Source organism: Paraburkholderia phenoliruptrix (assembly GCF_019511605.1).
In the GTDB taxonomy this organism is placed as follows: Bacteria; Pseudomonadota; Gammaproteobacteria; order Burkholderiales; family Burkholderiaceae; genus Paraburkholderia; species Paraburkholderia phenoliruptrix_A.
On sequence record NZ_JAEUAV010000034.1, the window covers coordinates 13,092 to 35,699 of the forward strand.

The following is a 22,608-nucleotide window of genomic DNA, read 5'->3' on the forward strand; positions in this document are numbered from 1 at the left end:
CATGCCAGCCTATCAGCTACCCAAGCGTCGCCGCATATTCCTGATGCGTCACGGCGATGTGACGTACTTCGACGACTCGGGCCGCACGATCGACCCCGAAACCGTACCGTTGAACGCCAACGGCCGCGAACAGGCAAGCGCGGCGGGCCGGGTCTTCGCAGAGCAGCAGGTGCGCTTCGATCGTGCGATCGTGAGCGGCCTGCCGCGCACGGTGGAAACCGCGCAGCGCGTGCTGGCCGAGACGGGCCAGCAGATAGAACTCGAAATCGAGCCGGCGTGGCAGGAGATTCGCGGCGGCAAGCTGCGGCAAATTCCGCTGCAAGATCTCGAAGCCGCGTTTCTCGGCGTGTTCGACGGCATCGTGCCGGAAAGCACGCGCTTTCTTGACGGCGAGACGATCGGCGAGCTGTTCGATCGCGTACTGCCGGCGCTTGCCGCGTTGCGCGAGGACAGTTCGTGGGACACGGTATTGCTCGTGCTGCATGGCGGCGTGAATCGCGCGATTCTGTCGCATGCGCTCACGGCCGGCGGACGCACATTCTTCGGCCATCTTGCTCAGGCCACGGGCTGCATCAACGCGCTCGACGTCGGCTCGGCACCACGCGACTGGGTGCTGCGCGCAATCAATTATTCACCGCCGTCGCCGCTGCATCGCGACATCCGCAATACGACGATGGAAATTCTCTACGCACAATTCACCCAATACACGCGTAGCTGAACCCGAACCGGAGGAGACACATGGTGCAAGCGTCAAAAAGCGGCGAGCCGCAAGCACACGCGGATTACTCGGCATTCGAGGGCACGCGCCCGGTCAACGAGCGTCAGCGCTTTGACGCAGAGGCGCTTGCCGCGTGGCTGAGCCAGCATGTGGATGGCTTCTCGGGGCCGCTCACGGTCGAGCAGTTCGCGGGCGGTCAGTCGAATCCCACCTTCAAACTCGTCACCCCGTCGCGCGCTTACGTGATGCGCGCGAAGCCTGGGCCAGCGGCGAAACTGCTGCCGTCCGCGCATGCGGTCGAGCGCGAATACCGTGTGATGCACGCGCTTGCCGACACGGACGTGCCGGTTGCCAGGATGCTCGCGTTGTGCGAAGACGAAAGCGTGATTGGCCGCGCCTTCTATGTGATGGAGTTCGTCGAGGGCCGTGTGCTATGGGACCCGTCGCTGCCTGGCATGAGCGCCGATGAACGAGCCGCGGTCTACGATGAAATGAATCGCGTGATCGCCGCGCTGCACAGCGTCGACCCGCAGAAGGTGGGTCTGTCGGACTACGGCAAGCCGGGCAACTATTTCGCGCGTCAGATCGGGCGCTGGAGCAAGCAGTACACGGCGTCCGAAACGGAACCGATCGAGGCCATGCAACGGCTGATCGAATGGCTGCCGCAACATATGCCGGCTGAAACCGGCGAACGCGTGTCGATCGTGCACGGCGACTTCCGGCTCGACAACCTGATCTTCCATCGCGAGGAACCGAAAGTGCTTGCCGTGCTCGACTGGGAATTGTCGACGCTCGGCGATCCGCTCGCGGATTTCGCGTATCACTGCATGGCGTGGCACGTCGATCCCGCGCAGTTCCGTGGCATTGCCGGTCTGGACTGGGCGGCGCTGGGCATACCCGGCGAGCAGCAATACGTGGAGCGCTATTGCAAACGGACGGGGTTCGAGATTCGGGGCGACTGGAATTTCTACCTGGCGTACAACATGTTCCGCATCGCCGCGATTCTGCAAGGGATCATGAAGCGTGTCGTCGACGGCACAGCGGCCAGCGCGCAAGCACTCGATGCCGGCCGGCGCGCGCGGCCAATGGCTGAACTCGCCTGGCGCTACGCGCAAAAGGTGCGCTGAGCGCGCCTGGCAGCAACAGACAAGCTTGCGCGTTCTTGCAGCGCGCACCGTGAATGTCATCCGTTATCCGCGAGGTCATAGATGAATTTCGATTACACACCGAAGGTCCAGGCACTGCGCGAAAAGCTGCTCGCCTTTTTCGACGAGTACATTTATCCGAATGAGCACGCGTTTTACGCGGAGATCGCCCGCAACCGGCAAGACGGCAATGCATGGCAGCCGACGCAGCTGATCGAAACGCTCAAGCAGAAAGCGCGCGACGCGGGACTGTGGAATCTGTTTCTGCCCGATTCCGTGCGCGGCGCCGGACTGACGAATCTCGAATACGCGCCGCTGTGTGAAATCATGGGACGCGTGCCGTGGGCGCCCGAGGTGTTCAACTGCAATGCGCCCGACACCGGCAATATGGAAACGATCGAGCGCTACGGCAGTGAGGAAAACAAGCGCGAATGGCTAGAGCCGCTTTTGCAAGGGCACATCCGCTCCGCGTTCTTGATGACGGAGCCCGAGGTTGCTTCGTCGGATGCCACCAATATCCAGACCAGCATCGTGCGCGACGGCGACTACTACGTGATCAACGGTCACAAGTGGTGGTCGTCCGGCGCGGGTGATCCGCGCTGCAAGATTTATATCGTGATGGGCAAGACCGATCCTGAGGCGCCGCGCCATCAGCAGCAGTCGATGATTCTGGTCCCCTCCGACGCAACCGGCGTCACCGTGCACCGCCCTCTTTCCGTTTTCGGCTATGACGACGCGCCCCATGGGCATATGGAAATCACGCTCGACAATGTGCGCGTGCCGGCAACCAATATGCTGCTTGGCGAAGGACGTGGCTTCGAAATTGCGCAAGGCCGCCTCGGACCCGGACGCATCCACCACTGTATGCGTCTGATCGGCCTTGCGGAACGCGCTCTCGAATTGATGTGCAAACGGTCGCTGCAACGCGTCGCTTTCGGCAAACCCGTAGCGACGCAAGGCGTTACGCAGGAGCGCATTGCCGAGGCACGCTGCATGATCGAACAGGCGCGCTTACTGACACTGAAAACCGCGTACATGATGGACACCGTCGGCAACAAGGCCGCGCGCGGCGAGATCGCGATGATCAAGGTGGTCGCGCCTAACATGGCGTGCCAGGTGATCGACTGGGCGATCCAGGCGCACGGCGGCGGCGGCGTCAGTGACGACTTCCCGCTTGCGTACGCTTATGCGTCCGCACGCACGCTGCGCTTCGCCGACGGTCCGGACGAAGTGCATCGCAATGCGATCGCCAAACTGGAACTCGCGCGTTACATGGAGCCTGGCGCGGCGGCCAATGTGGAGACGCCGGTTACACGGGTTTGATGGCTCGGTACATTGCGCGGATTCGATGCGCTGCTTCAGTGGGCGCTCTTCCGCACTTTCCCGCTCCGTTCTAGCGCCATTCCGCAGTTTTTCGCGCTTCTTGGCGCTTTTTCGCGCGCTGAGCTCAGCGTGTCGTGGGCGTTGCGTCGCCAGCAACCTCGGCCGATCTGTGCTCTAATTTTCGCGAAGCGCAGCGCCCATTGTGGCGCCGCTGTCACGAACAAAGGAGCGAGGATGATCGACGTTTACAGTTGGGCAACACCTAACGGCCACAAGGTCCATATCATGCTCGAGGAGACCGGCCTCGAGTACACCGTTCACGCAGTCGACATCGGTGCCGGCGATCAATTCAAGGCTGAGTTTCTCGACATCAGCCCAAACAACAAGATTCCGGCGATCACCGATTCCGAGGGCCCGCGCGGCGCAGACGGCAAGCCGTTCGCGCTGTTCGAGTCGGGCGCGATACTGATCTATCTCGCCGAAAAGACCGGCCGCTTCCTGCCGACCGACCCGGCTGCCCGCTATTGCGTGCTGCAATGGCTGATGTTCCAGATGGGCGGCCTCGGCCCCATGCTCGGACAGACGCATCACTTCCGCATCTACGCGCCTGAGCCGATCGAGTATGCGATCAACCGCTACACGAATGAAACGCGGCGCCTGTATGGCGTGATGGACAAGCAACTTGGCAAGACACAGTACCTCGCTGGAAACGACTACACGATTGCGGACATTGCAGCGTTTCCGTGGACCCGCTCATGGCAGAACCAGGGCGTTGATCTCGACGCGCTTCCGAACGTGAAGCGATGGCATGAGGAAATTGCCGCGCGCCCAGCTGTGATGCGCGGCGTCGAAGTGCTAGCCTCGGCTCGCAAGCCGCTCATGGACGATAAGGCCAAGGAAGTGCTGTTCGGCGCGACGCAGTACGCGAAGCATTAGAGCGCCTGGTATTACCTGCAGCTTGTCGCGACGCGTGTGGTGCACGCCTCACGCTTGCTTTGTGGCGCATGGCGGTAAGGCGGCTCGCAGGCTGCCACGCCATGCGCTTTATCATGCAGCGGGCCAAGCGTCAGAAATAGTGGCGCGTAATGAACTCGGCTATACACACGGGCCGGTTATCGCCTTGCCGCTCCACTGTAACGTTCCAGACCACTTGCACGCCTGCATTGTCGACCTCGGCGACGGACGCGACTGCAAACAGTGCGCGCAACTGCGAGCCCACCAATACCGGCGACGTGAACCGCACACGATTCAACCCATAGTTGACGGCCATGCGTTGCTCGATGCGTACGGTTCGTTGCAGCAGCGCGGGAATTAGCGAAAGCGTCAGAAAGCCGTGCGCAACGGCGCCGCCGAACGGCGACTCGCGCTGCGCTCGCTCAGGGTCGACGTGGATCCACTGCTGGTCGCCCGTGGCTTCGGCGAAACGATCCACGCTCGGTTGGTCGATCGTCACCCAGTCGCTGACAAGCGGCGGCCCGCCGACGAGCGCCCGCAACGCCGCTGCGTCGTGAAACGCCGCCGGCAACGCGCTCCCGGTGCTCACGAAGCAGCGCCCGGATTGCGCAAGCCAAACAGCGCTTTGGAGCGGACCGTGATAACCGTTTCGCCATGCTGATTGATGCCGGCCCATTGCGTCGACACAATGCCGCGATCCGGCTTGCTCTCCGAAATGCGCTTGTCCAGCACGGAGTTCGTCATGGTGATCGTGTCGCCCACACGCACCGGCTTGAGCCAGCGTATTTCGTCGATGCCGGGCGACCCCATCGACGTGGAGCCTGCCAGCGCGTTACGCACCAGCATGCCCATCATGACCGAACAGGTATGCCAGCCGCTCGCGACCAGGCCGCGAAACGGAGAGGACTCAGCGGCGGTCTCGTCGACATGGAAAGGCTGCGGATCGAATTTCTCCGCAAATTCGACAATCTCCTCGCGCGTGAATGTGTGCTTGCCGATTTCGGTCGTGGAGCCGACCACCATGTCCTCGTAACTCAGACCCATTTCGTTATCTCCTTGCTGGCGATTGAATCGGCCAATCAGACTTCAGTGCTGACAAACCCCGGCAGCGCGGCGAACCGTGCAAGGTGATGGTCGACATCGCCCAAGGTCGTTTCAATGATAGCGAGACGCTTGAAGAGATGCGCGGCCGCCACCTCGTTCGTGACGCCCATGCCGCCGTGCAACTGGACCGCTTGCTGGCCGACAAAACGCGCGGCCTGACCCACGCGCACCTTGGCTGCCGAGATGGCGCGACGGCGCTCGTCGGCGTCTTCGCTCGAATAGTGCATGGCGGCCAGGTAAGTAATGGAGCGCGCCTGCTCCGTGTGAATCAGCATCTCGACCATGCGGTGCTGCAAGACCTGAAAGCGCGCGATAGGCTGACCGAACTGCTGGCGCGTTTTGGTGTACTCGACGGTGGCAGTGTTCAATGCGTCGAGTGCGCCGATGGCCTCCGCGCATAACAACAGCGTGGCATAGTCCGCGATGTGCTCGAGCGCCGCGGCGCCAGAATGCAAGCCGCCCAACCGGCGTGCCGGCGTGTTGTCGAACACGAGCGTGGCGGCGCGTTGGCCGTCGATGGTGCGGTATTCGGTGAGCTTCACGCCGGCGGCCTCGCGCGCGACGACAAACAGAGCGATCTCGCCGTTGGCACGCGCGGGCACAATCCAGAACTGCGCCTGTGCGCCATGCAGCACCACCGACTTCTTGCCGCTGAGCGTTTGCTGTTCGCCGGTTCCGCTTGCGGCGGTTGCGACAGCGAAAAGATCGTAGCGAGCGTGCAGCTCGTGGAAGGCAACCGCAAGCTTGATCTCGCCCTGAGCCGCACGCTGTAGCAGCGTTGCGTCTTCGCCGTGCCCGGTGCCGGCAAGGCGCAAGGCCTCGATGCCCACCGCCGTCGCCCAATATGGCTCGACGACAAGAGCGCGGCCAAGCTCCTGCATGACCACCAGCATGTCTACCGGCCCGCCGTTCAAACCGCCGTGAGCTTCAGGCACCGGCAATGCAGTAAGGCCCAGTTCGGTGAATGCCGCCCAGTGAGCTGCCGACACACCGGCGTCTGAGCGCACGATGGCCTGGCGCGCTTCGAAGCCGTAGCTCTTGTCGAGATAGCGGCGCAGCGCGTCGGCGAACTGCTGTTGCTCGTCGTTGAAAGTGAAGTCCATGCGCCGCTCCTCAAAGTCCAAGAATCATCTGCGCGATGATGTTCTTTTGAATTTCGTTCGAGCCGCCGTAAATCGACGTCTTGCGGAAGTTGAAGTAATACGCGGCCAACGGTGCAGCATCGTCGTCTTCGGCAAGACTGTGCTCGCGCTCGCCTTCCAGGAACGGCACGTCGAACGGGGCGGCAAGCGGCCCGATCGCTTCGAACATAAGTTCGGTCAACGCCTGCTGCACCTCGGTGCCTTTGATCTTCAGCATCGAAGCTTCGGGGCCCGGTCCGCGTCCGCCAGCTTCATTCGCGACCACGCGCTGCACGGTGACTTCGAGCGCCATGAGTTCGATTTCCAGATTCGCGACTTTCGAAGCGAACACAGGGTCATGCAAAAGCGGTTTGCCGCTCTTGTTCTGATTGAGCGCAAGGCGCTTAAGAAAGACAAGCTCGCGCTTTGACTGCGCGACGCGTGCAATGCCTGTGCGCTCATGCCCAAGCAGATATTTGGCGTACGTCCAGCCGCGGTTTTCTTCGCCGACCAGGTTTCCGACGGGCACTTTCACGTCTTCAAAGAAGACCTCGTTGACTTCGTGATCCTCGTCGAGCGTGATAATTGGTCGCACGGTGACGCCTGGCGTTTTCATGTCGATAAGCAGAAACGAAATTCCCTCCTGCTTTTTCGCGCCGCTGTCCGTGCGTACGAGGCAAAACATCATGTCCGCATGTTGCCCGAGCGTGGTCCAGGTCTTCTGGCCATTCACCACGTAATGGTCACCGACCCGCTCGGCTCGCGTGCGCAGCGACGCCAGGTCCGAACCCGATCCGGGCTCCGAGTAGCCTTGGCACCACCAGTCGCTTCCGTCGAGAATGCGCGGCAGGTAGTAGCGCTTTTGCGCCTCGTTGCCGTATTTCATGAGGACCGGCGCGACCATCGACACACCAAATGGCAACACGGTAGGCGCGCCGACCCGCGCGCACTCTTCGTCCCAGATATGGCGCTGGGTCGCGTCCCAGCCCGGACCACCGTATTCTTTCGGCCACGCCACGGCCGACCACCCGCGCGTTCCCAGCAGCTTGTGCCAGCGCGCGAAGTCTTCGCGGTTCAAACGCTTGTGGTTGAGCACCTTCTCGCTCAGTTCGCGAGGCAGATTGGCTTCGAGCCAGGCGCGGATTTCGGCGCGGAACGCCTTCTCAGCGGGGGAATAATCTAGATTCATGCGTAGTGTCTCCTGGCCGCCACCACCCGCGGCCAGGATCACCGCGCTATTGCAGCGGTTCCTTCAAGGCAGCCGGGACCGGCAGCGGCATCACTTCGATGCCTTCTTCAACCAAAGCTCGCGCGTCTTCTGGCGTCGTGACGCCACGAATGCTGCGTGCAGGCGCTTCGTTATAGTGAATGCGCCGCGCTTCCTCGGCGAAGCGGTCGCCCACGTTCTCAGTCTTTTCCAGTACCTCGCGCAATGCTCGCATGACGCGCGCTTGCAACTCGTTGGGAGCCGCGGGCGCTTTTGTCTGTACCGCACCCGATAGGTTCAGGCGCGGAGCCGACGGCAAACGGCTCACCTCTTTCGCTCCGCACATTGGACATTCGACCAGCTTGCGGGACTGCTGCGACTCGAAGTCATCAGCCGAAGCAAACCAGCCTTCGAACCGATGGCCATGCGGACACTGTAAATCGAGGACCTTCATGTGGAGTTGGGGCTTGAGTGCCAGTTTAGCGCAAAACGAAAATATGTGAACGGTCGTTCGCAAAATCTTCAGGGGGTACCCGCCAATGCCAAAGCGCGGTCAGAAACGGGAGGCGGTGGGCGATTTTAACGCTTTGCGCAAACCGCTGCCGACCGTTGCCGCATGCAGCCACCGCGGTACAGTCGCGCTGGGCGCGGCGTCTCCACCCACCGGGCGGCCTGACCGGTTCCCGCAAGCCTGCCGCGCACGCCTTACGACTCTGCCGTTCAATGTTGCACGCTCACGCTACCAGGCATTCCAGCCGACGATTAAGCCGAGGTTCGAGTTCCCGCACTTCTTTGGCAAGGTTGATCTGCTTCGCCGACTTCGCGACGTCGACAACATCTGGCTTGATGTCGTATCCACCGCGGGAGTTCAGCCACTCCAGCACGTCCGACAAATGCCAGACCGAAGCACTTCCCTCATGCACCGGCGGCGGAAATTCCACCGCATGGTTCAGCATCAGCTTGCGCATGTTTTGCCGCGATACACCTGCAATCTCCGCGACGTCGGTCAGGCCTACGAAGTCCGGGCCGGCTTCTACTAGCCGCGCCGACGGCACCGCTTGCTTGACGTCGCCAAGCGCACTGACAAGCGCCTCAAACGCGGACGCGGCTTCTCGCGAAAAAACCAACGCCAGCCGCCCCGCTTGTCCCACGCCGACGGTGGCGTCGTCACACCCCGCCTCGCCCAGGCGCTCGACAATCGCGTCAAGATCGCAGTCTTGCGCGGCAAGCCTGTACTTCAGCGTAAACGTATATTCCATTTGCCACTCCTGCTCTATTCAGCCAACACCTTCTTACTTACTGCCGATCCGCACGGTGCGCCGTGCAGTTGTCAACCACGCGACGCAAGTGCCGCGCGTGATTAACGGCATTCTTCGGCGTACTCCATATGCTCGAGATGCAGAATTCTCCGCAACGGCACTCGGCGTCTTTGTAAGGGCAATACATCTTTCCCCACGCGTGGCCCTTGCCTCCGCCTTTTATGCGCCACCCACGCCGCTCTGCATATGCCAACGCGGCCTCGATCTCTTTCTTAGCGTGGACTCCACGAACCATCCTGCCCTCCAATTTAGTACTGTCGGCGCAAGTTGTCAAGTGACAACCATGCACAAACCAGCTGCCGCATTCGTATATTTCGGCATCCCAATTAACTGGGCGCTAGAGCGGTCTGCCGGGGTTCCATACTACGGTTACCGCAGCAATGACGCGAGACTGTCGGATGGCATAGGACAACAGCGAATTTGTTCATACACCATAGGAAAAACGGCAAGCTTATAGCGTCCGAGAATGACAAAAGCCCCTGCCGGTCAACAACCGACAGGGGCTTTCTGAATATGGCACAAGTATCTTTGCGCCAACGGACCTCAAGAACTACTGGGTTGCGCCATCGGCCACTCGCCCGATAGCACTTTCTCCAACCAGAACGTGCCGATAATCGTCTTGACGTCTGTGATCTTGCCGGTTCGCACCCACTCCGACACCTCGGGAAGCGTCGCGGTAAACATTTCGAGGAACTCGCCGTCGTCGAGTTTTCGCTCTCCGGACGTGAGTCCCCGAGCCAGATAGATGTCGATAAACTCGGTCGAGTAGGAAATGATCGGGTGGATGCGCGTGAGGTAAACATACTCGCGCGCCGTGTATCCCGTTTCCTCGCGCAGCTCGCGCATTGCGCAAGCGAGCGCGCCCTCGTTCGGATCAAGCTTGCCCGCCGGATATTCGACCATCACCTTACCCATCGGATACCGGTACTGGCTTTCCAGCAGCACGCGGTGATCGTCGAACAAGGGAATCACCATGACGGCGCCCGGATGCTGCACATATTCGCGGGTGGCGTGCTTGCCGTCCGGCAGGCGAACGGTATCGCACTTGAGCGTCAGAAACGGCCCTTGATGAACCGTCTTGCTGTCGACACAGGTCTCGGTCAGGACGGCGTCGTGATCGGGAAGTTCAGCCATATGCGGACCTCGGAACAGCTTGGTGCGCGACGGCGCAAGGCCGTCAGCGGCGTTTGACGAGATACTGGAAGGTAAAGCCGGGAAAGGCGAAGACAACGAAAAGCGCGAACGTAATGGCGTAGAACTGCCAACCCTGTTCGAAGCGATTGCCAGCGCGCGCTTCAAGCAGAAAGCCGAGGGCGCCGACCACGAAGTACAGCACGATCAACTCGGCAATGCGGATCCAGGCGCTTTTCTTCGCCGCCTTCAGCGGTACGGCGGCGAAGAGCCGCTGATTCAGGAACGGCAGGTTGGCGCCGACCAGCGCCAACAGCACGATAAACCAGCCGGCAGCGGACATCAGAACGACAGCGTGTGCTGGATAGCTTGCAGGCACGCCTTCAACAGCGGGTCCGGCACGATGCCGAGCACCAGCACGGCCACGCCGTTGAGCGCCAGCAACGCGCGCGTGCCGGTGTCAGCAGTAATGGCCGACTTGTCTTGCGGCTCGTCGAAGTACATGAGCTTCACGATACGCAGGTAGTAGAACGCGCCGAACAGCGACGTGATCACGGCCAGCACGGTCAGCCACGTCAGGCCGGCGTTCATCGTTGCCTGCAGCACGGCCAGTTTCGCGTAGAAGCCGACTGCGGGCGGAATGCCGGCGAGCGAGAACATCATTACCATCATGACGAACGCGAACACGGGGCTGCGTTGATTCAGGCCCTTGAAGTCGTCGAGCGTGTCAGCTTCGAATTCGCGGCGCGCCAGCAGCATGATGACGCCGAACGTGCCCATCGTCGTGATCAGATAGACGATGCTGTAATACATGGCGGAGCCATAGGCGCTGGCCGCACCCGTCGTCTTATGGTCGACCACGCCGGCCAGCAGACCGAGCAGCACGAAGCCCATGTTCGAGATCGCCGAGTACGCGAGCATGCGTTTGACGTTGCGCTGCACGATACCCGTAATGTTGCCGACGATCAGCGACAGCGCCGCGAGAATCACCAGCATCTGCTGCCATTCCACCGCGAGCGGCAGCAGGCCCATCACCAGGAAGCGCAGCCCCCATGCGAATGCCGCCACCTTCGGGCCGCCGCCAACGAGCAGCGTCATTGCCGTCGGTGCGCCCTGATAGACATCGGGCACCCACATGTGGAACGGCACCGCGCCCATCTTGAAGGCGACGCCCGCCACGATGAAGATCACGCCGAACAGCAGCACGCTCGGGTCATAGTGGCTCTGACCGATTGCCTTGAAGACCTCGTTCAGCTCCAGCGAGCCGGTCGCGCCATACAGCATGGAAATACCGTAGAGCAGGAAGCCGGAAGCCAGCGCGCCGAGCACGTAGTACTTCATCGCCGCTTCGTTCGACGGCGCGGCCTCGCGGCGCAGCGCAATGACGCCGTACAGCGACAGCGACATCAGTTCCAGACCGAGGTACAGCGTCAGGAAGTTGTTGCCGGAAATCATGACAAGCTGGCCGAGCAGCGAGAACATGCCGAGCAGGAAGAACTCGCCGCGGTACAGGCCGCGATCGTCGAGATAGCGGCGCGAATACACGATCGTGACGGTGTAGCCGAGCGTCACCACCGCTTTCATCAGGTTCGCGAACGAGTCCACCACGTACATGCGGCTAAAGAAGTAGTGCACGGACGGGTCGAACGCATTGACCGCGAACCAGATGCCGGCGACGAGCGTCGACAGCACGGCGATCCAGTACGTGGTACGGCGACCGGCCTGGCCGACGAACGTGTCGTTAAGCCACGCGACGACAACGGCGAGCATCACCAGCGCGTCGGGCAACAGAGCAGTCATAGGGGCGTTTTGCATGGTCTTTAATTCCTCCGCTCTGCGTTACTGAGACAACGGCAGCTTCGACTGCGCAACGTGGGAGAGGAGGTTTTCCACGGATACGTGCATCACATCGGTAAAGGGCTTCGGATACAGGCCCATGAAGAGCGTCAGTGCAGCGAGCACTGCCAGCATGAAAAATTCGCGGCGGCCGATGTCGAGCAGGCTCTTCACGTGGTCGTTCGCGACCGCGCCGAAGTAGACGCGCTTGTACATCCACAACGTATAGGCCGCGCCGAGAATCAGCGTCACGGCGGCACCGCCCGCGATCCAGAAGTTGTACTGGACGGCGGCCAGAATCACCATGAATTCGCCGACGAAACCGGAGGTGCCCGGCAAGCCGCAGTTGGCCATCGAAAACAGCATCACGAAAGCCGCGAATTTCGGCATGACGTTGACCACGCCGCCGTAGTCGGCGATCTGACGCGAGTGCATGCGGTCGTACAGCACGCCGATGCTAAGGAACATCGCGCCGGACACGAAGCCGTGCGAGATCATCTGCACGATCGCGCCTTCGACGCCGAGCTGGTTGAAGATGAAGAAGCCAAGTGTGACGAAACCCATGTGCGCGATCGACGAATACGCGACCAGTTTCTTCATGTCGGCCTGCACCATCGCGACAAGGCCAATGTAGATCACCGCGATCAGCGACAGCGTGATGACGACCGGTGCGAGGAAATGGCTTGCGTCCGGCGTGATCGGCAGCGAGAAGCGCAGAAAACCGTAGGCGCCCAGCTTCAGCATGATGGCGGCCAGCACGACCGAGCCGCCCGTCGGCGCTTCCACGTGTGCGTCAGGCAACCACGTGTGCACCGGCCACATCGGCACCTTCACGGCGAATGCCATGAAGAACGCTATGAACAGCAGGACCTGCGGCGTCATCGCAATTTGCGCATGCTGCCAGTTGGCAAGGTCGAACGTGCCCGTCTGGATGTACAGATAGAGCAGCGCGACAAGCATCAGCAGCGAGCCCATCAGCGTGTAGAGGAAGAACTTGAACGCCGCGTAGACGCGGTTCGCCCCGCCCCACACGCCGATGATGATGTACATCGGAATCAGCGTGGCTTCAAAGAACACGTAGAACAACATGCCGTCGGCCGCGCTGAACACGCCGACCATGATGCCCGACAAAATCAGGAACGAAGCCAGATACTGGCCCACGTTCTTCGTGATCACTTCCCATGCCGCGATCACGACGATCACGGTAATCAATGCCGTCAACACCACGAACCACATCGAGATGCCGTCGACACCCAGGTGATAGGTAATGTTGAATCGTTCGATCCAGTTGGCCTTTTCGACGAACTGCAGATCGGCGGTGCTCGAATCGAAACCCGTAATCAGCGGAATCGTGACGACGAAGCTGATGACCGAGCCGATCAATGCGATCCAGCGCGCAGGGCCCGGGTTACGGTCGGAACCGATGGCCAGAACCAGCAGGCCAAAAAGGATCGGTAACCAGATGGCAATACTGAGAATCGGATAAGCGTGCATTAGTGTCCCTCGCCTTATTTGCCGCCGAGCGTTACAAACAGGGTCAGGAGCCCCAACATGCCGATAATCATGGCGAACGCGTAGTGGTAGATGTAGCCGGATTGGAGGAAGCGGATCACGCCGGCGAACCAGCCGATAAAGCGTGCGCTGCCGTTGACGATACCGTCGATCACGACGACGTCGCCTTCCTTCCAGAGACCACGGCCAATTGCCACCGCGCCCCGCGCGAACACGACTTCGTTGATCTTGTCCATGTAGTACTTGTTGTCGAGCAGCGTGTAGATCGGCCCGAATGCGCGCTTGATCGTAGCCGGCAGTTCAGGACGAAGCAGATACAGGAACCACGCCACGAGAACGCCCGCGAGCGCCAGCCAGACCGGCAGGCCCGTCACCGAGTGCAAGCCCATTGCCGCCCAGCCGTGGAACTCTTCGGCCATTTCATGCAGTGCCGGATGGTTTTCGCCGATGAAGATCACCTTCTCGAACGCCACGCCGTGCTGGAAGAAGTCGCCGAACAGCATCGGACCAACCGCAATCGCGCCGATCACGACAGACGGAATGGCCAGCAGCACCAGCGGTACCCAGACGACCCACGGCGTTTCATGCGGCTCGTGTGCGTGACCATGACCGTGATCGTCGTGACCGTGGCCGTGCGCGTCGTGACCGTTGGCATGGCCGTGTGCCGCGGCTTCGGCGCCCATCGGCGAATCCGGATGCTTCGGATGGCGAAAACGCTCTTCGCCGTGGAACACCATGAAGTACATGCGGAACGAATACAGCGCGGTGACGAATACGCTAGCCACCACTGCGAAATACGCGAAGCCCGAGCCCGGCAGATGCGAGAGCTTCACCGCGTCGATGATCGAATCTTTCGAATAGAAGCCCGAGAAGAAAGGCGTGCCGATCAGCGCGAGCGAACCGATCAGCGACGTGATCCACGTGATCGGCATGTATTTGCGCAGGCCGCCCATGTTGCGCATGTCTTGGTCGTGGTGCATGCCGATGATCACGGAACCCGCGCCGAGGAACAGCAACGCCTTGAAGAACGCGTGCGTCATCAGGTGGAACACGCCGACGGGGTAAGCCGAGACGCCGAGCGCAACCGTCATGTAGCCGAGCTGCGAGAGCGTGGAGTAAGCCACCACACGCTTGATGTCGTTCTGCACGATCCCGAGGAAGCCCATGAAGAGCGCAGTAATCGCACCGATCACCGTGACGAAGGACAGCGCGCTATCGGACAGTTCGAACAGCGGCGACATGCGCGTAACCATGAAGATACCGGCTGTCACCATGGTTGCCGCGTGAATCAGCGCGGAAATCGGCGTCGGGCCTTCCATCGAATCCGGCAGCCACACGTGCAGCGGGAACTGCGCGGACTTACCCATTGCGCCGATGAAGAGGCAAATGCAGGCCACGGTCAGCAGGCCCCAATCCGTACCCGGAAAGTTCAATGCGGCAAGTTCCGTACGCTTGGCAAACACGTCGCCGTAGTTCATCGAGCCGGCAAACGCGAACAGTAGACCGATACCCAGCAGGAAGCCGAAGTCGCCGACGCGGTTCACGAGGAACGCCTTCATGTTCGCGTAGATCGCCGACTCGCGCGTGAAGTAGAAACCGATCAGCAGGTACGATACGAGACCCACTGCTTCCCAGCCGAAGAACAGCTGCAGGAAGTTGTTGCTCATCACGAGCATCAGCATCGAAAACGTGAAGAGCGAGATGTACGAGAAGAAGCGCTGGTAGCCGTCGTCGTCGGCCATGTAGCCGATCGTGTAGATGTGCACCATCAGCGACACGAAGGTGACGACACACATCATCATGGCCGTCAGCGAATCGACGAGGAAGCCGATCTCGAACTTCGTCTTGCCGATCATCATCCATTCGTAGACGGTGGCGTTGAAGCTTGCGCCGTCCAGCACCTGGAAGAACACCATCATCGACAGCACGAACGAGATGGCGACGCCGAGAATCGTGACCGAGTGCGCACCCGCGCGCCCTACCGCCTTCCCGAACAGCCCCGCGATCAGGGAACCAGCCAGCGGTGCCAGCGGAATCGCCAGCAGCAGGTTTTCATTGAGTATCGTGGACATAACCGCTTTTCCTGAGATTAACCTTTGAGCTGATCGAGATCTTCGACATTGATCGTGTCGAGGCTACGGAACAGGGTCACCAGAATCGCGAGGCCGATCGCCGCTTCCGCTGCCGCCACCGTCAGCACAAAAAACACGAAGATCTGGCCATGCACGTCGCCGAGGTAATGCGAAAACGCGACGAAATTGGTGTTCACCGCGAGCAGCATCAATTCGATGGCCATCAGGATGATGATGACGTTACGGCGGTTCAGGAAAATACCGACGACGCTGATCGCAAACAGAATCGCGCCGAGCACGAGGTAATGGGCTAGGGTCAACATGATTTCTATCTCCTGTCCGCTCAGCTGTTCTTCGCAGACGCCGACTCGGCCGCTGCTGCTGCCGCCGCTGCGGCTTCTTCCGCCGCGACAGTCGCCGCGCTCTTTTCCGACGGCATCTTCACGACGCGCACGCGGTCTTGGGCACGCACCTTGACCTGCTGGCTGATCTTCTGGCGCTTGCTGTCCTTCTTGTGGCTCGTGGTCAGCGCAATGGCTGCGATGATTGCCACCAGCAGCACGAGGCCAGCAATTTCAAACGCGAAGATGTAGTCGGTGTAAATCACCTTGCCGATGAGGCGGGTATTCGACCAGTCGCCCATGCCGCTTGCGGCGGCGGTCGTGTCGCGCACCACCGTGCTCGTCGCACCGTAGCCGTGCCACAGGATCAGCGCGGTTTCGAGCACGATGATCGCGCCCACCAGCGTGGCCATTGGCACGAAACGTTTGAAGTCCTTGCGCAGCACGTCGAGGTTGATGTCCAGCATCATCACGACGAACAGGAACAGCACCATCACCGCGCCCACGTAGACCAGCACCAGCAGGATGGCAAGGAACTCGGCCTGCAGCAGCATCCAGATAGCCGCCGCGTTGAAGAACGCCAGCACGAGAAACAGTGCGGACGACACCGGGTTGCGCGAGGTGATCACCTTCAGCCCTGAAACCACCAGGAGCAGCGCGAAGATGTAGAACAGTACGGTCGTGAATTCCATGATTACCGGTTCATCGTTAGGCCATCGTCAGGCATTTTCTTTGGCACGTGCATCTGGCGACCACGCTGGCAACAGCGCAAAACCGCCAGGACAGCCGCACAGGTGCGCCATGCCGCGGCATTCACGCCGCGGCGCTCGGCCCGACAACAGGCCGTGTTACTGCTGCATTTACTCGATGCGCGACTGCCGCATCTATCGCTTCACTTGAACGCTTTAACGATACGGCGCGTCGGCAGCCTTGTTGGCGGCAATCTCGGCTTCGTAGCGATCGCCCACGGCCAGCAGCATTTCCTTCGTGAAGTACAGATCGCCGCGCTTTTCGCCGTGATATTCGAGAATGTGCGTCTCGACGATCGAATCCACCGGGCAGCTTTCTTCGCAGAAACCGCAGAAGATGCACTTGGTCAGGTCGATGTCGTAGCGCGTGGTGCGGCGCGTGTTGTCTTCACGCGTCTCCGATTCGATAGTGATGGCAAGCGCCGGACACACTGCTTCGCACAGCTTGCACGCGATGCAGCGCTCTTCGCCATTCTCATAGCGGCGCAGTGCGTGCAGTCCGCGAAAACGCGGCGAGATCGGCGTCTTCTCTTCCGGGAACTGCACCGTCACCTTGCGCTGGAACGTATAACGTCCGGTCAGCGCGAGGCCCTTGACGAGTTCCGTCAGAAAGAAGGTCTTGAAAAAGTTTTGGATTGCGGTCATGAGTTCATCCGCCCTTTATTTCCAGATATTCAACGGCGACATGATCCAGAAGCCGACCACCACCAGCCACACCACGCACACCGGAATGAAGATCTTCCAGCCAAGACGCATGATCTGGTCATAGCGGTAGCGCGGGAACGTGGCGCGCGCCCAGATGAACACCGACAGCAACAGGAACACCTTGAGGACGAGCCAGAAGATGCCCGGGATAAACGACAGGAAACCGAACGGTGCGCTCCAGCCGCCAAGGAACAGCGTGGATGCCAGCGCCGAGATCACGATCATGTTGATGTACTCGGCGAGGAAGAACAGCGCGAACGCCATACCCGAGTAATCGATCATGTGACCCGCGACGATTTCCGATTCACCTTCCACCACGTCGAACGGGTGACGGTTCGTTTCGGCGATGCCCGAGATGAAGTAGACGACGAACATCGGCAACAGCGGCAACCAGTTCCACGACAGGAAGTTCAGGCCGTGGGCTGCGAAAAAGCCGCGTTCCTGCGAGCCGACAATGTCCGACAGGTTCAGCGTGCCGGCGGTCATCAGCACGACGACCAGCGCAAAGCCCATCGAAATTTCGTACGAGACCATTTGCGCGGCAGCGCGCATTGCACCGAGGAACGCATACTTCGAGTTCGACGCCCAACCGGCCAGAATCACGCCGTAGACGCCGATCGAGGAAATCGCGATCGCATACAGCAGGCCCGCGTTGATGTCGCCCAGCACCGCGCCCGCCTGGAACGGAATCACCGCCCAGACCGCAAATGCCGGCACCACCACCATGATCGGCGCGATCATGTAGATCCAGCGGCTTGCCTGGGTCGGCTGAATCACTTCTTTCAGCAGCAGCTTCAGCACGTCGGCGATAGGTTGCAGCAGACCCGCAGGGCCCACGCGGTTCGGGCCGAGACGCACGTGCATCCAGCCGATCAGCTTACGCTCCCACAAAATGAGGTAAGCCACGCACAGCAGGATCACGACGGCCACCACCAGGATGCGCACCAGTGCCCACACCGTGGGCCATGCCACACCGAGAAGCTGGGTGCCGCCCGAGTTGATCGTATCGAACAAGCTCATTTACGCCTTCTCCACCACCAGTTCACCGAACAGGCTGCCCAGCGCTGCACCGGCAGGCGTAGCCGCCGACACGCGGACGACCGTCTCCGCAAGATTCGCGTCGCGCACGGCCGGCAACTGCACCGATTGCTCGCCCTGGCGCACGCGAACTGCGTCGCCTTCCTTCAAACCCAGTTTGTCGAACAGAGCCGCCGGCAGCCCGACCTTGTTCGCGGCGCGCGCCGCTGCGGTCAGATGCAGCGATTCCGCGCGACGGACCAGCGCGTCGGCATGGTAGATCGGCACGTCGGCGATGCGCTCGAACTTGCCTTCTGCTGCCTTTGCCGCCTTGCCGCGAGCAACCGCCACGCTCGTGCGGTTCGACAGACGCGCTTGCACGTCGCCGTCGCCAAGGGCGGCGTTGCGAACCTGTTCCGCCGTGTCGTATTCGAAACCCGGCACGCCGAGCAGGCTGCCGAGCACGCGCAGCACCTTCCATGCGGGACGCGTGTCGCCGAGCGGACGCACGACGCCGTTGAACGTCTGGACCGTGCCTTCTGCATTGATGAAGGTGCCGGCGGTCTCGGTGAACGGCGCGATCGGCAGCAGCACGTCTGCGTATTCCGCGCCGGTCTGGAACGGCGACATCACGACGACCATCTCAGCCTGCTTCAACGCCGCCAAAGCCTGCGCCGGATTGGCCGTATCGAATTCAGGCTCGAGGTTCAGCAGCAGGTAGCCCTTGCGCGGTTGCTGGAACACTTCACGAGCGTTCAGCCCACCCTCGCCCGGCATTGCGTTCACGAGATGAGCGCCGACTGTGTTCGCCGCTTCCGTCAGGAAGCCGAGCGTCGCGCCAGTTGCATCGGCGATCCACTGAGCCGCCGCATGAATGGCTGCGAAGTCGGGATGACGCACCGCGCCATTGCCGAGCAGCACGAGGCGGCGTTCGCCGGTCGCGAGCGACTGAGCGGCCTGCTTGTCGGCTTCCGTGGCTTGCGCGCCCGAGAAGGCTTCAGGCAGCGCAGCGCCGTTCGCCGGCGAGACCGCCGATGCGATGCGACCGAGCGCCTCGATCCATGCCGACGGAGCCGCAGCAATGCGCTGCGCCTGCGGAATCAGCGCGTCGTCGCCAGTGGCCTGTACCAGCGTGAGCTTCGCGCCGCCCTTTGCAGCCTGACGCAGACGCGCGGCGAAAAGCGGATGATCGCGGCGCAGATCCGAACCGATCACGAGCGCCGAGTCGATATTCGACAGGTCCGCAATCGAGGTGCCGAGCCACGGCGCGCCGCTCACCGGCGCGGAGAAATCGGACTGACGCAGACGGAAGTCGACATTAGGCGTGCCGACCGCTTGCGCCAGTTGCTTGAGGAGGAACAGTTCTTCGACGGTGCTGTGGGCGCTGCCGAGCGCCGCCAGCGCGTTCGCGCCGTGGTCGCCCGTGATGCCCTTCAGGCCCTTCACCACGTATTCCAGCGCCGTCTGCCAGTCGGTTTCGACCCACTTGCCGCCCTGCTTAAGCATGGGCTGCGTGAGACGCTCGGGGCTGTTCAGGCCTTCGTACGAGAAGCGGTCCTTGTCCGAAATCCAGCACTCGTTGATCGCTTCGTTTTCGAACGGCAGAACCCGCATCACGCGATTGTTCTTTACCTGCACCACCAGGTTCGCGCCGACGGAGTCGTGCGGGCTTACCGACTTGCGGCGCGACAGTTCCCATGTACGCGCGCTATAGCGGAACGGCTTGCTGGTGAGCGCGCCGACCGGGCACAGGTCGATCATGTTGCCCGAGAGCTCCGAGTCCACCGTCTTACCGACGAACGACGTGATTTCCGAATGCTCGCCGCGGCCCAGCATGCCCAGCTCCATCACACCGGCCACTTCCTGGCCGAAGCGTACGCAGCGCGTGCAGTGGATGCAGCGCGACATTTCTTCCATCGAGATCAGCGGGCCGACGTTTTTGTGGAAGACCACCCGCTTTTCTTCGCTATAGCGCGACGACGACTTGCCGTAGCCCACCGCCAGATCCTGCAACTGACACTCGCCACCCTGATCGCAGATCGGGCAATCCAGCGGGTGGTTGATCAGCAGGAATTCCATCACGGCTTGCTGGCCCTTCACTGCTTTTTCCGACTTCGTGCGCACGACCATGCCGGCCGACACAGGCGTCGCGCATGCGGGCACGGCCTTCGGCATCTTTTCGACATCGACGAGACACATCCGGCAGTTGGCCGCAATCGACAGCTTCTTGTGATAGCAGAAGTGAGGAATGTATGTGTCGACCTTATGCGCAGCCTGGATCACCATGCTGCCTTCGGGCACTTCTACTTTCTTGCCGTCTATTTCAAGTTCAACCATGATGGTCAATCTTCCTTAACCTGTTACCGCTCAATCGTTCGCCCCGTTCATTGCCGCTCAGACAATGAGCCCCGTGGTTGACGTGTTCTGGTGCGTACCTGTCAGGCATGCTGCCCTTTCGGGCGCTTGCCCGGGCACGTGTGGGCGTGCCTCGGGCAACTGAGGGTTCGTTCAGGCAGCCATAGTTTCGGCGGCCGCCGCGGCGCCCGTATGTCCGCCGACGAGGCAGTGCTTATGAGCGACGTGATATTCGAATTCGTCCCAGTAGTGCTTGAGCATGCCCCGAACCGGCATGGCCGCTGCATCGCCGAGCGCGCAAATCGTGCGGCCCATGATGTTTTCCGCGACCGAGTTCAGCAGATCCAGATCTTCCTGACGGCCAAGACCATGCTCGATACGATGCACGACGCGGTACAGCCAGCCCGTGCCCTCGCGGCAAGGCGTGCATTGACCACACGACTCTTCGTAGTAGAAGTACGACAGACGCAGCAGCGAGCGCACCATGCAGCGCGTCTCGTCCATGACGATGACCGCGCCCGAGCCCAGCATGGAGCCCGCTTTGGCGATCGAGTCGTAGTCGAGGTCGGTCTGCATCATGATGTCGCCCGGAATCACGGGCGCCGACGACCCGCCGGGAATGACCGCCTTGATCTTCCTGCCGCCGCGCATGCCGCCCGCCAGTTCCATCAGCTTTGCGAACGGCGTGCCGAGCGGAACTTCGTAGTTGCCCGGACGCTCGACGTCGCCGGAGATCGAGAAGATCTTCGTACCACCGTTGTTCGGCTTGCCGATTTCCAGGTAATTCTGCGGGCCGATTGCAAGCAGGAAAGGCACTGCGGCGAACGTTTCGGTGTTGTTGATCGTGGTCGGCTTGCCGTACACGCCGAAGCTCGCCGGAAACGGCGGCTTGAAGCGCGGCTGGCCCTTCTTGCCCTCCAGCGACTCGAGCAACGCGGTTTCTTCGCCACAGATGTAAGCGCCGTAGCCGTGGTGCGCATGCAGTTCGAACGAGAAGCCCGAACCCATGATGTTCTCGCCGAGGAACCCTGCACGGCGTGCTTCGTCCAACGCTTCTTCAAAGCGCTTGTAGACTTCCCAGATTTCGCCGTGAATGTAGTTGTAGCCGACCGTGATACCCATTGCGTATGCGCCGATCGCCATGCCTTCGATCAGCGAGTGCGGATTGAAGCGCAGAATGTCGCGGTCTTTGAATGTGCCCGGCTCGCCTTCGTCCGAATTGCAGACCAGGTACTTCTGCCCCGGAAACTGACGCGGCATGAAGCTCCACTTCAAACCCGTCGGGAAGCCCGCGCCGCCACGGCCGCGCAGACCCGACGCCTTGACGTCCGCGATCACCTGCTCGGGCGGGATCTTTTCTTCCAGAATGCGACGCAGCTGGGCGTAACCGCCGCGCGCCACATAATCTTCGAGATGCCAGTTGTCGCCGTTCAGGCCAGCGAGAATCAGCGGTTTGATGTGACGATCGTGTAAAGACGTCATTTCGAAAGTTCCTCGAGCAGCTGGTCGATCTTCTCGCGACTCATGAAGCTGCACATGCGGTGGTTGTTCACCAGCATCACCGGCGCGTCGCCGCACGAACCCATGCATTCCCCTTCTTTCAGGGTGAATTTGCCGTCCGCCGTGGTTTCGCCAAAGTCGATGCCGAGCTTCTGCTTCAGATATTCAGCGGCGCTCTCCGAGCCGCCGTCCGGGCCGAGCTGGCACGGCAGGTTCGTGCAGAGCGTGATCTTGTACTTGCCGACCGGCGAGGTCTCGTACATCGTGTAGAAGGTTGCCACCTCCTGCACTGCGACCGCCGGCATGCCGAGATAGTCCGCGACGAACTGCATGAGTTCGGGCGACAGCCAGCCATGCTCTTCCTGAGCGGTGGCCAGCGCCGACATCACGGCGGACTGTTTCTGATCGGCGGGATACTTCGCGATCGCACGATCGATTTCTTTCAGGCCTTCAGCTGAGATCATTTTCAGACACGACTCTTTCAATTCCTACCGAACGA

General features: G+C 61.2%; 23 protein-coding genes. 4 read left to right on the forward strand and 19 right to left on the reverse strand.

What is annotated here, in order from left to right; genetic code table 11:
* The first annotated feature begins 1 nt into the window (after position 1).
* From JNB89_RS28400 to JNB89_RS28415, 4 genes are all read left to right on the forward strand, one after another.
* On the forward strand, positions 2–718 hold the full coding sequence (locus JNB89_RS28400) for a histidine phosphatase family protein (RefSeq protein ID WP_220364404.1): 717 nt from the start codon (positions 2–4) through the stop codon (positions 716–718).
* Positions 719–738: 20 nt separating this feature from the next.
* On the forward strand, positions 739–1,845 hold the full coding sequence (locus JNB89_RS28405; protein ID WP_220364405.1) for a phosphotransferase: 1,107 nt from the start codon (positions 739–741) through the stop codon (positions 1,843–1,845).
* An 81-nt stretch (positions 1,846–1,926) separates the two neighbouring features.
* The gene (locus tag JNB89_RS28410) at positions 1,927–3,186 is read left to right on the forward strand and encodes an acyl-CoA dehydrogenase family protein (RefSeq protein ID WP_013339850.1); all 1,260 of its coding nucleotides are present in this window, start codon (positions 1,927–1,929) and stop codon (positions 3,184–3,186) included.
* A gap of 234 nt (positions 3,187–3,420) precedes the next feature.
* Positions 3,421–4,122, forward strand: a complete 702-nt coding sequence (locus JNB89_RS28415) for a glutathione binding-like protein (RefSeq protein ID WP_220364406.1) — start codon at positions 3,421–3,423, stop codon at positions 4,120–4,122.
* 130 nt (positions 4,123–4,252) lie between these two features.
* Here the strand turns inward: JNB89_RS28415 and JNB89_RS28420 are convergent, their stop codons facing one another.
* The 19 genes from JNB89_RS28420 to nuoE all read right to left on the reverse strand — a co-directional run bounded on the left by JNB89_RS28420 (position 4,253) and on the right by nuoE (position 22,573).
* Positions 4,253–4,729: a MaoC/PaaZ C-terminal domain-containing protein gene (locus tag JNB89_RS28420; protein WP_013339852.1), complete on the reverse strand. Its 477-nt coding sequence runs from the start codon at positions 4,727–4,729 to the stop codon at positions 4,253–4,255.
* Positions 4,726–5,184: a MaoC family dehydratase gene (locus JNB89_RS28425; RefSeq protein ID WP_013339853.1), complete on the reverse strand. Its 459-nt coding sequence runs from the start codon at positions 5,182–5,184 to the stop codon at positions 4,726–4,728. The genes JNB89_RS28420 and JNB89_RS28425 overlap by 4 nt, the downstream gene beginning before the upstream one ends.
* 35 nt (positions 5,185–5,219) lie before the next feature.
* On the reverse strand, positions 5,220–6,347 hold the full coding sequence (locus JNB89_RS28430; RefSeq protein ID WP_220364407.1) for an acyl-CoA dehydrogenase family protein: 1,128 nt from the start codon (positions 6,345–6,347) through the stop codon (positions 5,220–5,222).
* A gap of 10 nt (positions 6,348–6,357) precedes the next feature.
* Complete coding sequence (locus JNB89_RS28435; protein WP_220364408.1) at positions 6,358–7,554, reverse strand: acyl-CoA dehydrogenase family protein; 1,197 nt, start codon at positions 7,552–7,554, stop codon at positions 6,358–6,360.
* A 46-nt stretch (positions 7,555–7,600) separates the two neighbouring features.
* The gene (locus JNB89_RS28440; RefSeq protein WP_220364422.1) at positions 7,601–8,026 is read right to left on the reverse strand and encodes a DUF1178 family protein; all 426 of its coding nucleotides are present in this window, start codon (positions 8,024–8,026) and stop codon (positions 7,601–7,603) included.
* 280 nt (positions 8,027–8,306) lie between these two features.
* On the reverse strand, positions 8,307–8,831 hold the full coding sequence (locus tag JNB89_RS28445) for a helix-turn-helix transcriptional regulator (RefSeq protein WP_013339857.1): 525 nt from the start codon (positions 8,829–8,831) through the stop codon (positions 8,307–8,309).
* Between the two features lie 37 nt (positions 8,832–8,868).
* Positions 8,869–9,126 carry a hypothetical protein gene (locus tag JNB89_RS31185; protein ID WP_013339858.1) on the reverse strand — a complete coding sequence of 86 codons (258 nt, stop codon included), beginning with the start codon at positions 9,124–9,126 and terminating at the stop codon, positions 8,869–8,871.
* A 308-nt stretch (positions 9,127–9,434) separates the two neighbouring features.
* Positions 9,435–10,025, reverse strand: coding sequence for an NUDIX domain-containing protein (locus JNB89_RS28450; RefSeq protein WP_220364409.1), 591 nt, complete (start codon positions 10,023–10,025; stop codon positions 9,435–9,437).
* A 43-nt stretch (positions 10,026–10,068) separates the two neighbouring features.
* Positions 10,069–10,365, reverse strand: coding sequence for a DUF2818 family protein (locus JNB89_RS28455; RefSeq protein WP_007175603.1), 297 nt, complete (start codon positions 10,363–10,365; stop codon positions 10,069–10,071).
* On the reverse strand, positions 10,365–11,837 hold the full coding sequence (gene nuoN, locus JNB89_RS28460) for an NADH-quinone oxidoreductase subunit NuoN (protein WP_013339860.1): 1,473 nt from the start codon (positions 11,835–11,837) through the stop codon (positions 10,365–10,367). The genes JNB89_RS28455 and nuoN overlap by 1 nt, the downstream gene beginning before the upstream one ends.
* A 24-nt stretch (positions 11,838–11,861) precedes the next feature.
* A complete protein-coding gene (locus JNB89_RS28465; protein WP_220364410.1) occupies positions 11,862–13,352 on the reverse strand; it encodes an NADH-quinone oxidoreductase subunit M in 1,491 nt (496 codons plus the stop codon).
* Between the two features lie 14 nt (positions 13,353–13,366).
* Positions 13,367–15,442, reverse strand: coding sequence for an NADH-quinone oxidoreductase subunit L (nuoL, locus tag JNB89_RS28470; RefSeq protein WP_220364411.1), 2,076 nt, complete (start codon positions 15,440–15,442; stop codon positions 13,367–13,369).
* A 17-nt stretch (positions 15,443–15,459) separates the two neighbouring features.
* Entirely contained in the window at positions 15,460–15,765 is a 306-nt protein-coding gene (nuoK, locus tag JNB89_RS28475) for an NADH-quinone oxidoreductase subunit NuoK (protein WP_013339863.1), read from the reverse strand.
* A 20-nt stretch (positions 15,766–15,785) separates the two neighbouring features.
* Positions 15,786–16,475: an NADH-quinone oxidoreductase subunit J gene (locus JNB89_RS28480; RefSeq protein ID WP_013339864.1), complete on the reverse strand. Its 690-nt coding sequence runs from the start codon at positions 16,473–16,475 to the stop codon at positions 15,786–15,788.
* A gap of 213 nt (positions 16,476–16,688) precedes the next feature.
* Entirely contained in the window at positions 16,689–17,177 is a 489-nt protein-coding gene (gene nuoI, locus JNB89_RS28485; RefSeq protein ID WP_013339865.1) for an NADH-quinone oxidoreductase subunit NuoI, read from the reverse strand.
* Between the two features lie 15 nt (positions 17,178–17,192).
* A complete protein-coding gene (gene nuoH, locus JNB89_RS28490) occupies positions 17,193–18,257 on the reverse strand; it encodes an NADH-quinone oxidoreductase subunit NuoH (protein ID WP_013339866.1) in 1,065 nt (354 codons plus the stop codon).
* A complete protein-coding gene (nuoG, locus tag JNB89_RS28495) occupies positions 18,258–20,591 on the reverse strand; it encodes an NADH-quinone oxidoreductase subunit NuoG (protein WP_220364412.1) in 2,334 nt (777 codons plus the stop codon).
* A gap of 171 nt (positions 20,592–20,762) precedes the next feature.
* Positions 20,763–22,091 (reverse strand): NADH-quinone oxidoreductase subunit NuoF, encoded by a 1,329-nt coding sequence (nuoF, locus tag JNB89_RS28500; RefSeq protein WP_013339868.1) that lies wholly within the window; start codon positions 22,089–22,091, stop codon positions 20,763–20,765.
* Positions 22,088–22,573, reverse strand: coding sequence for an NADH-quinone oxidoreductase subunit NuoE (nuoE, locus tag JNB89_RS28505; protein WP_013339869.1), 486 nt, complete (start codon positions 22,571–22,573; stop codon positions 22,088–22,090). The genes nuoF and nuoE overlap by 4 nt, the downstream gene beginning before the upstream one ends.
* Positions 22,574–22,608 lie beyond the last annotated feature (35 nt).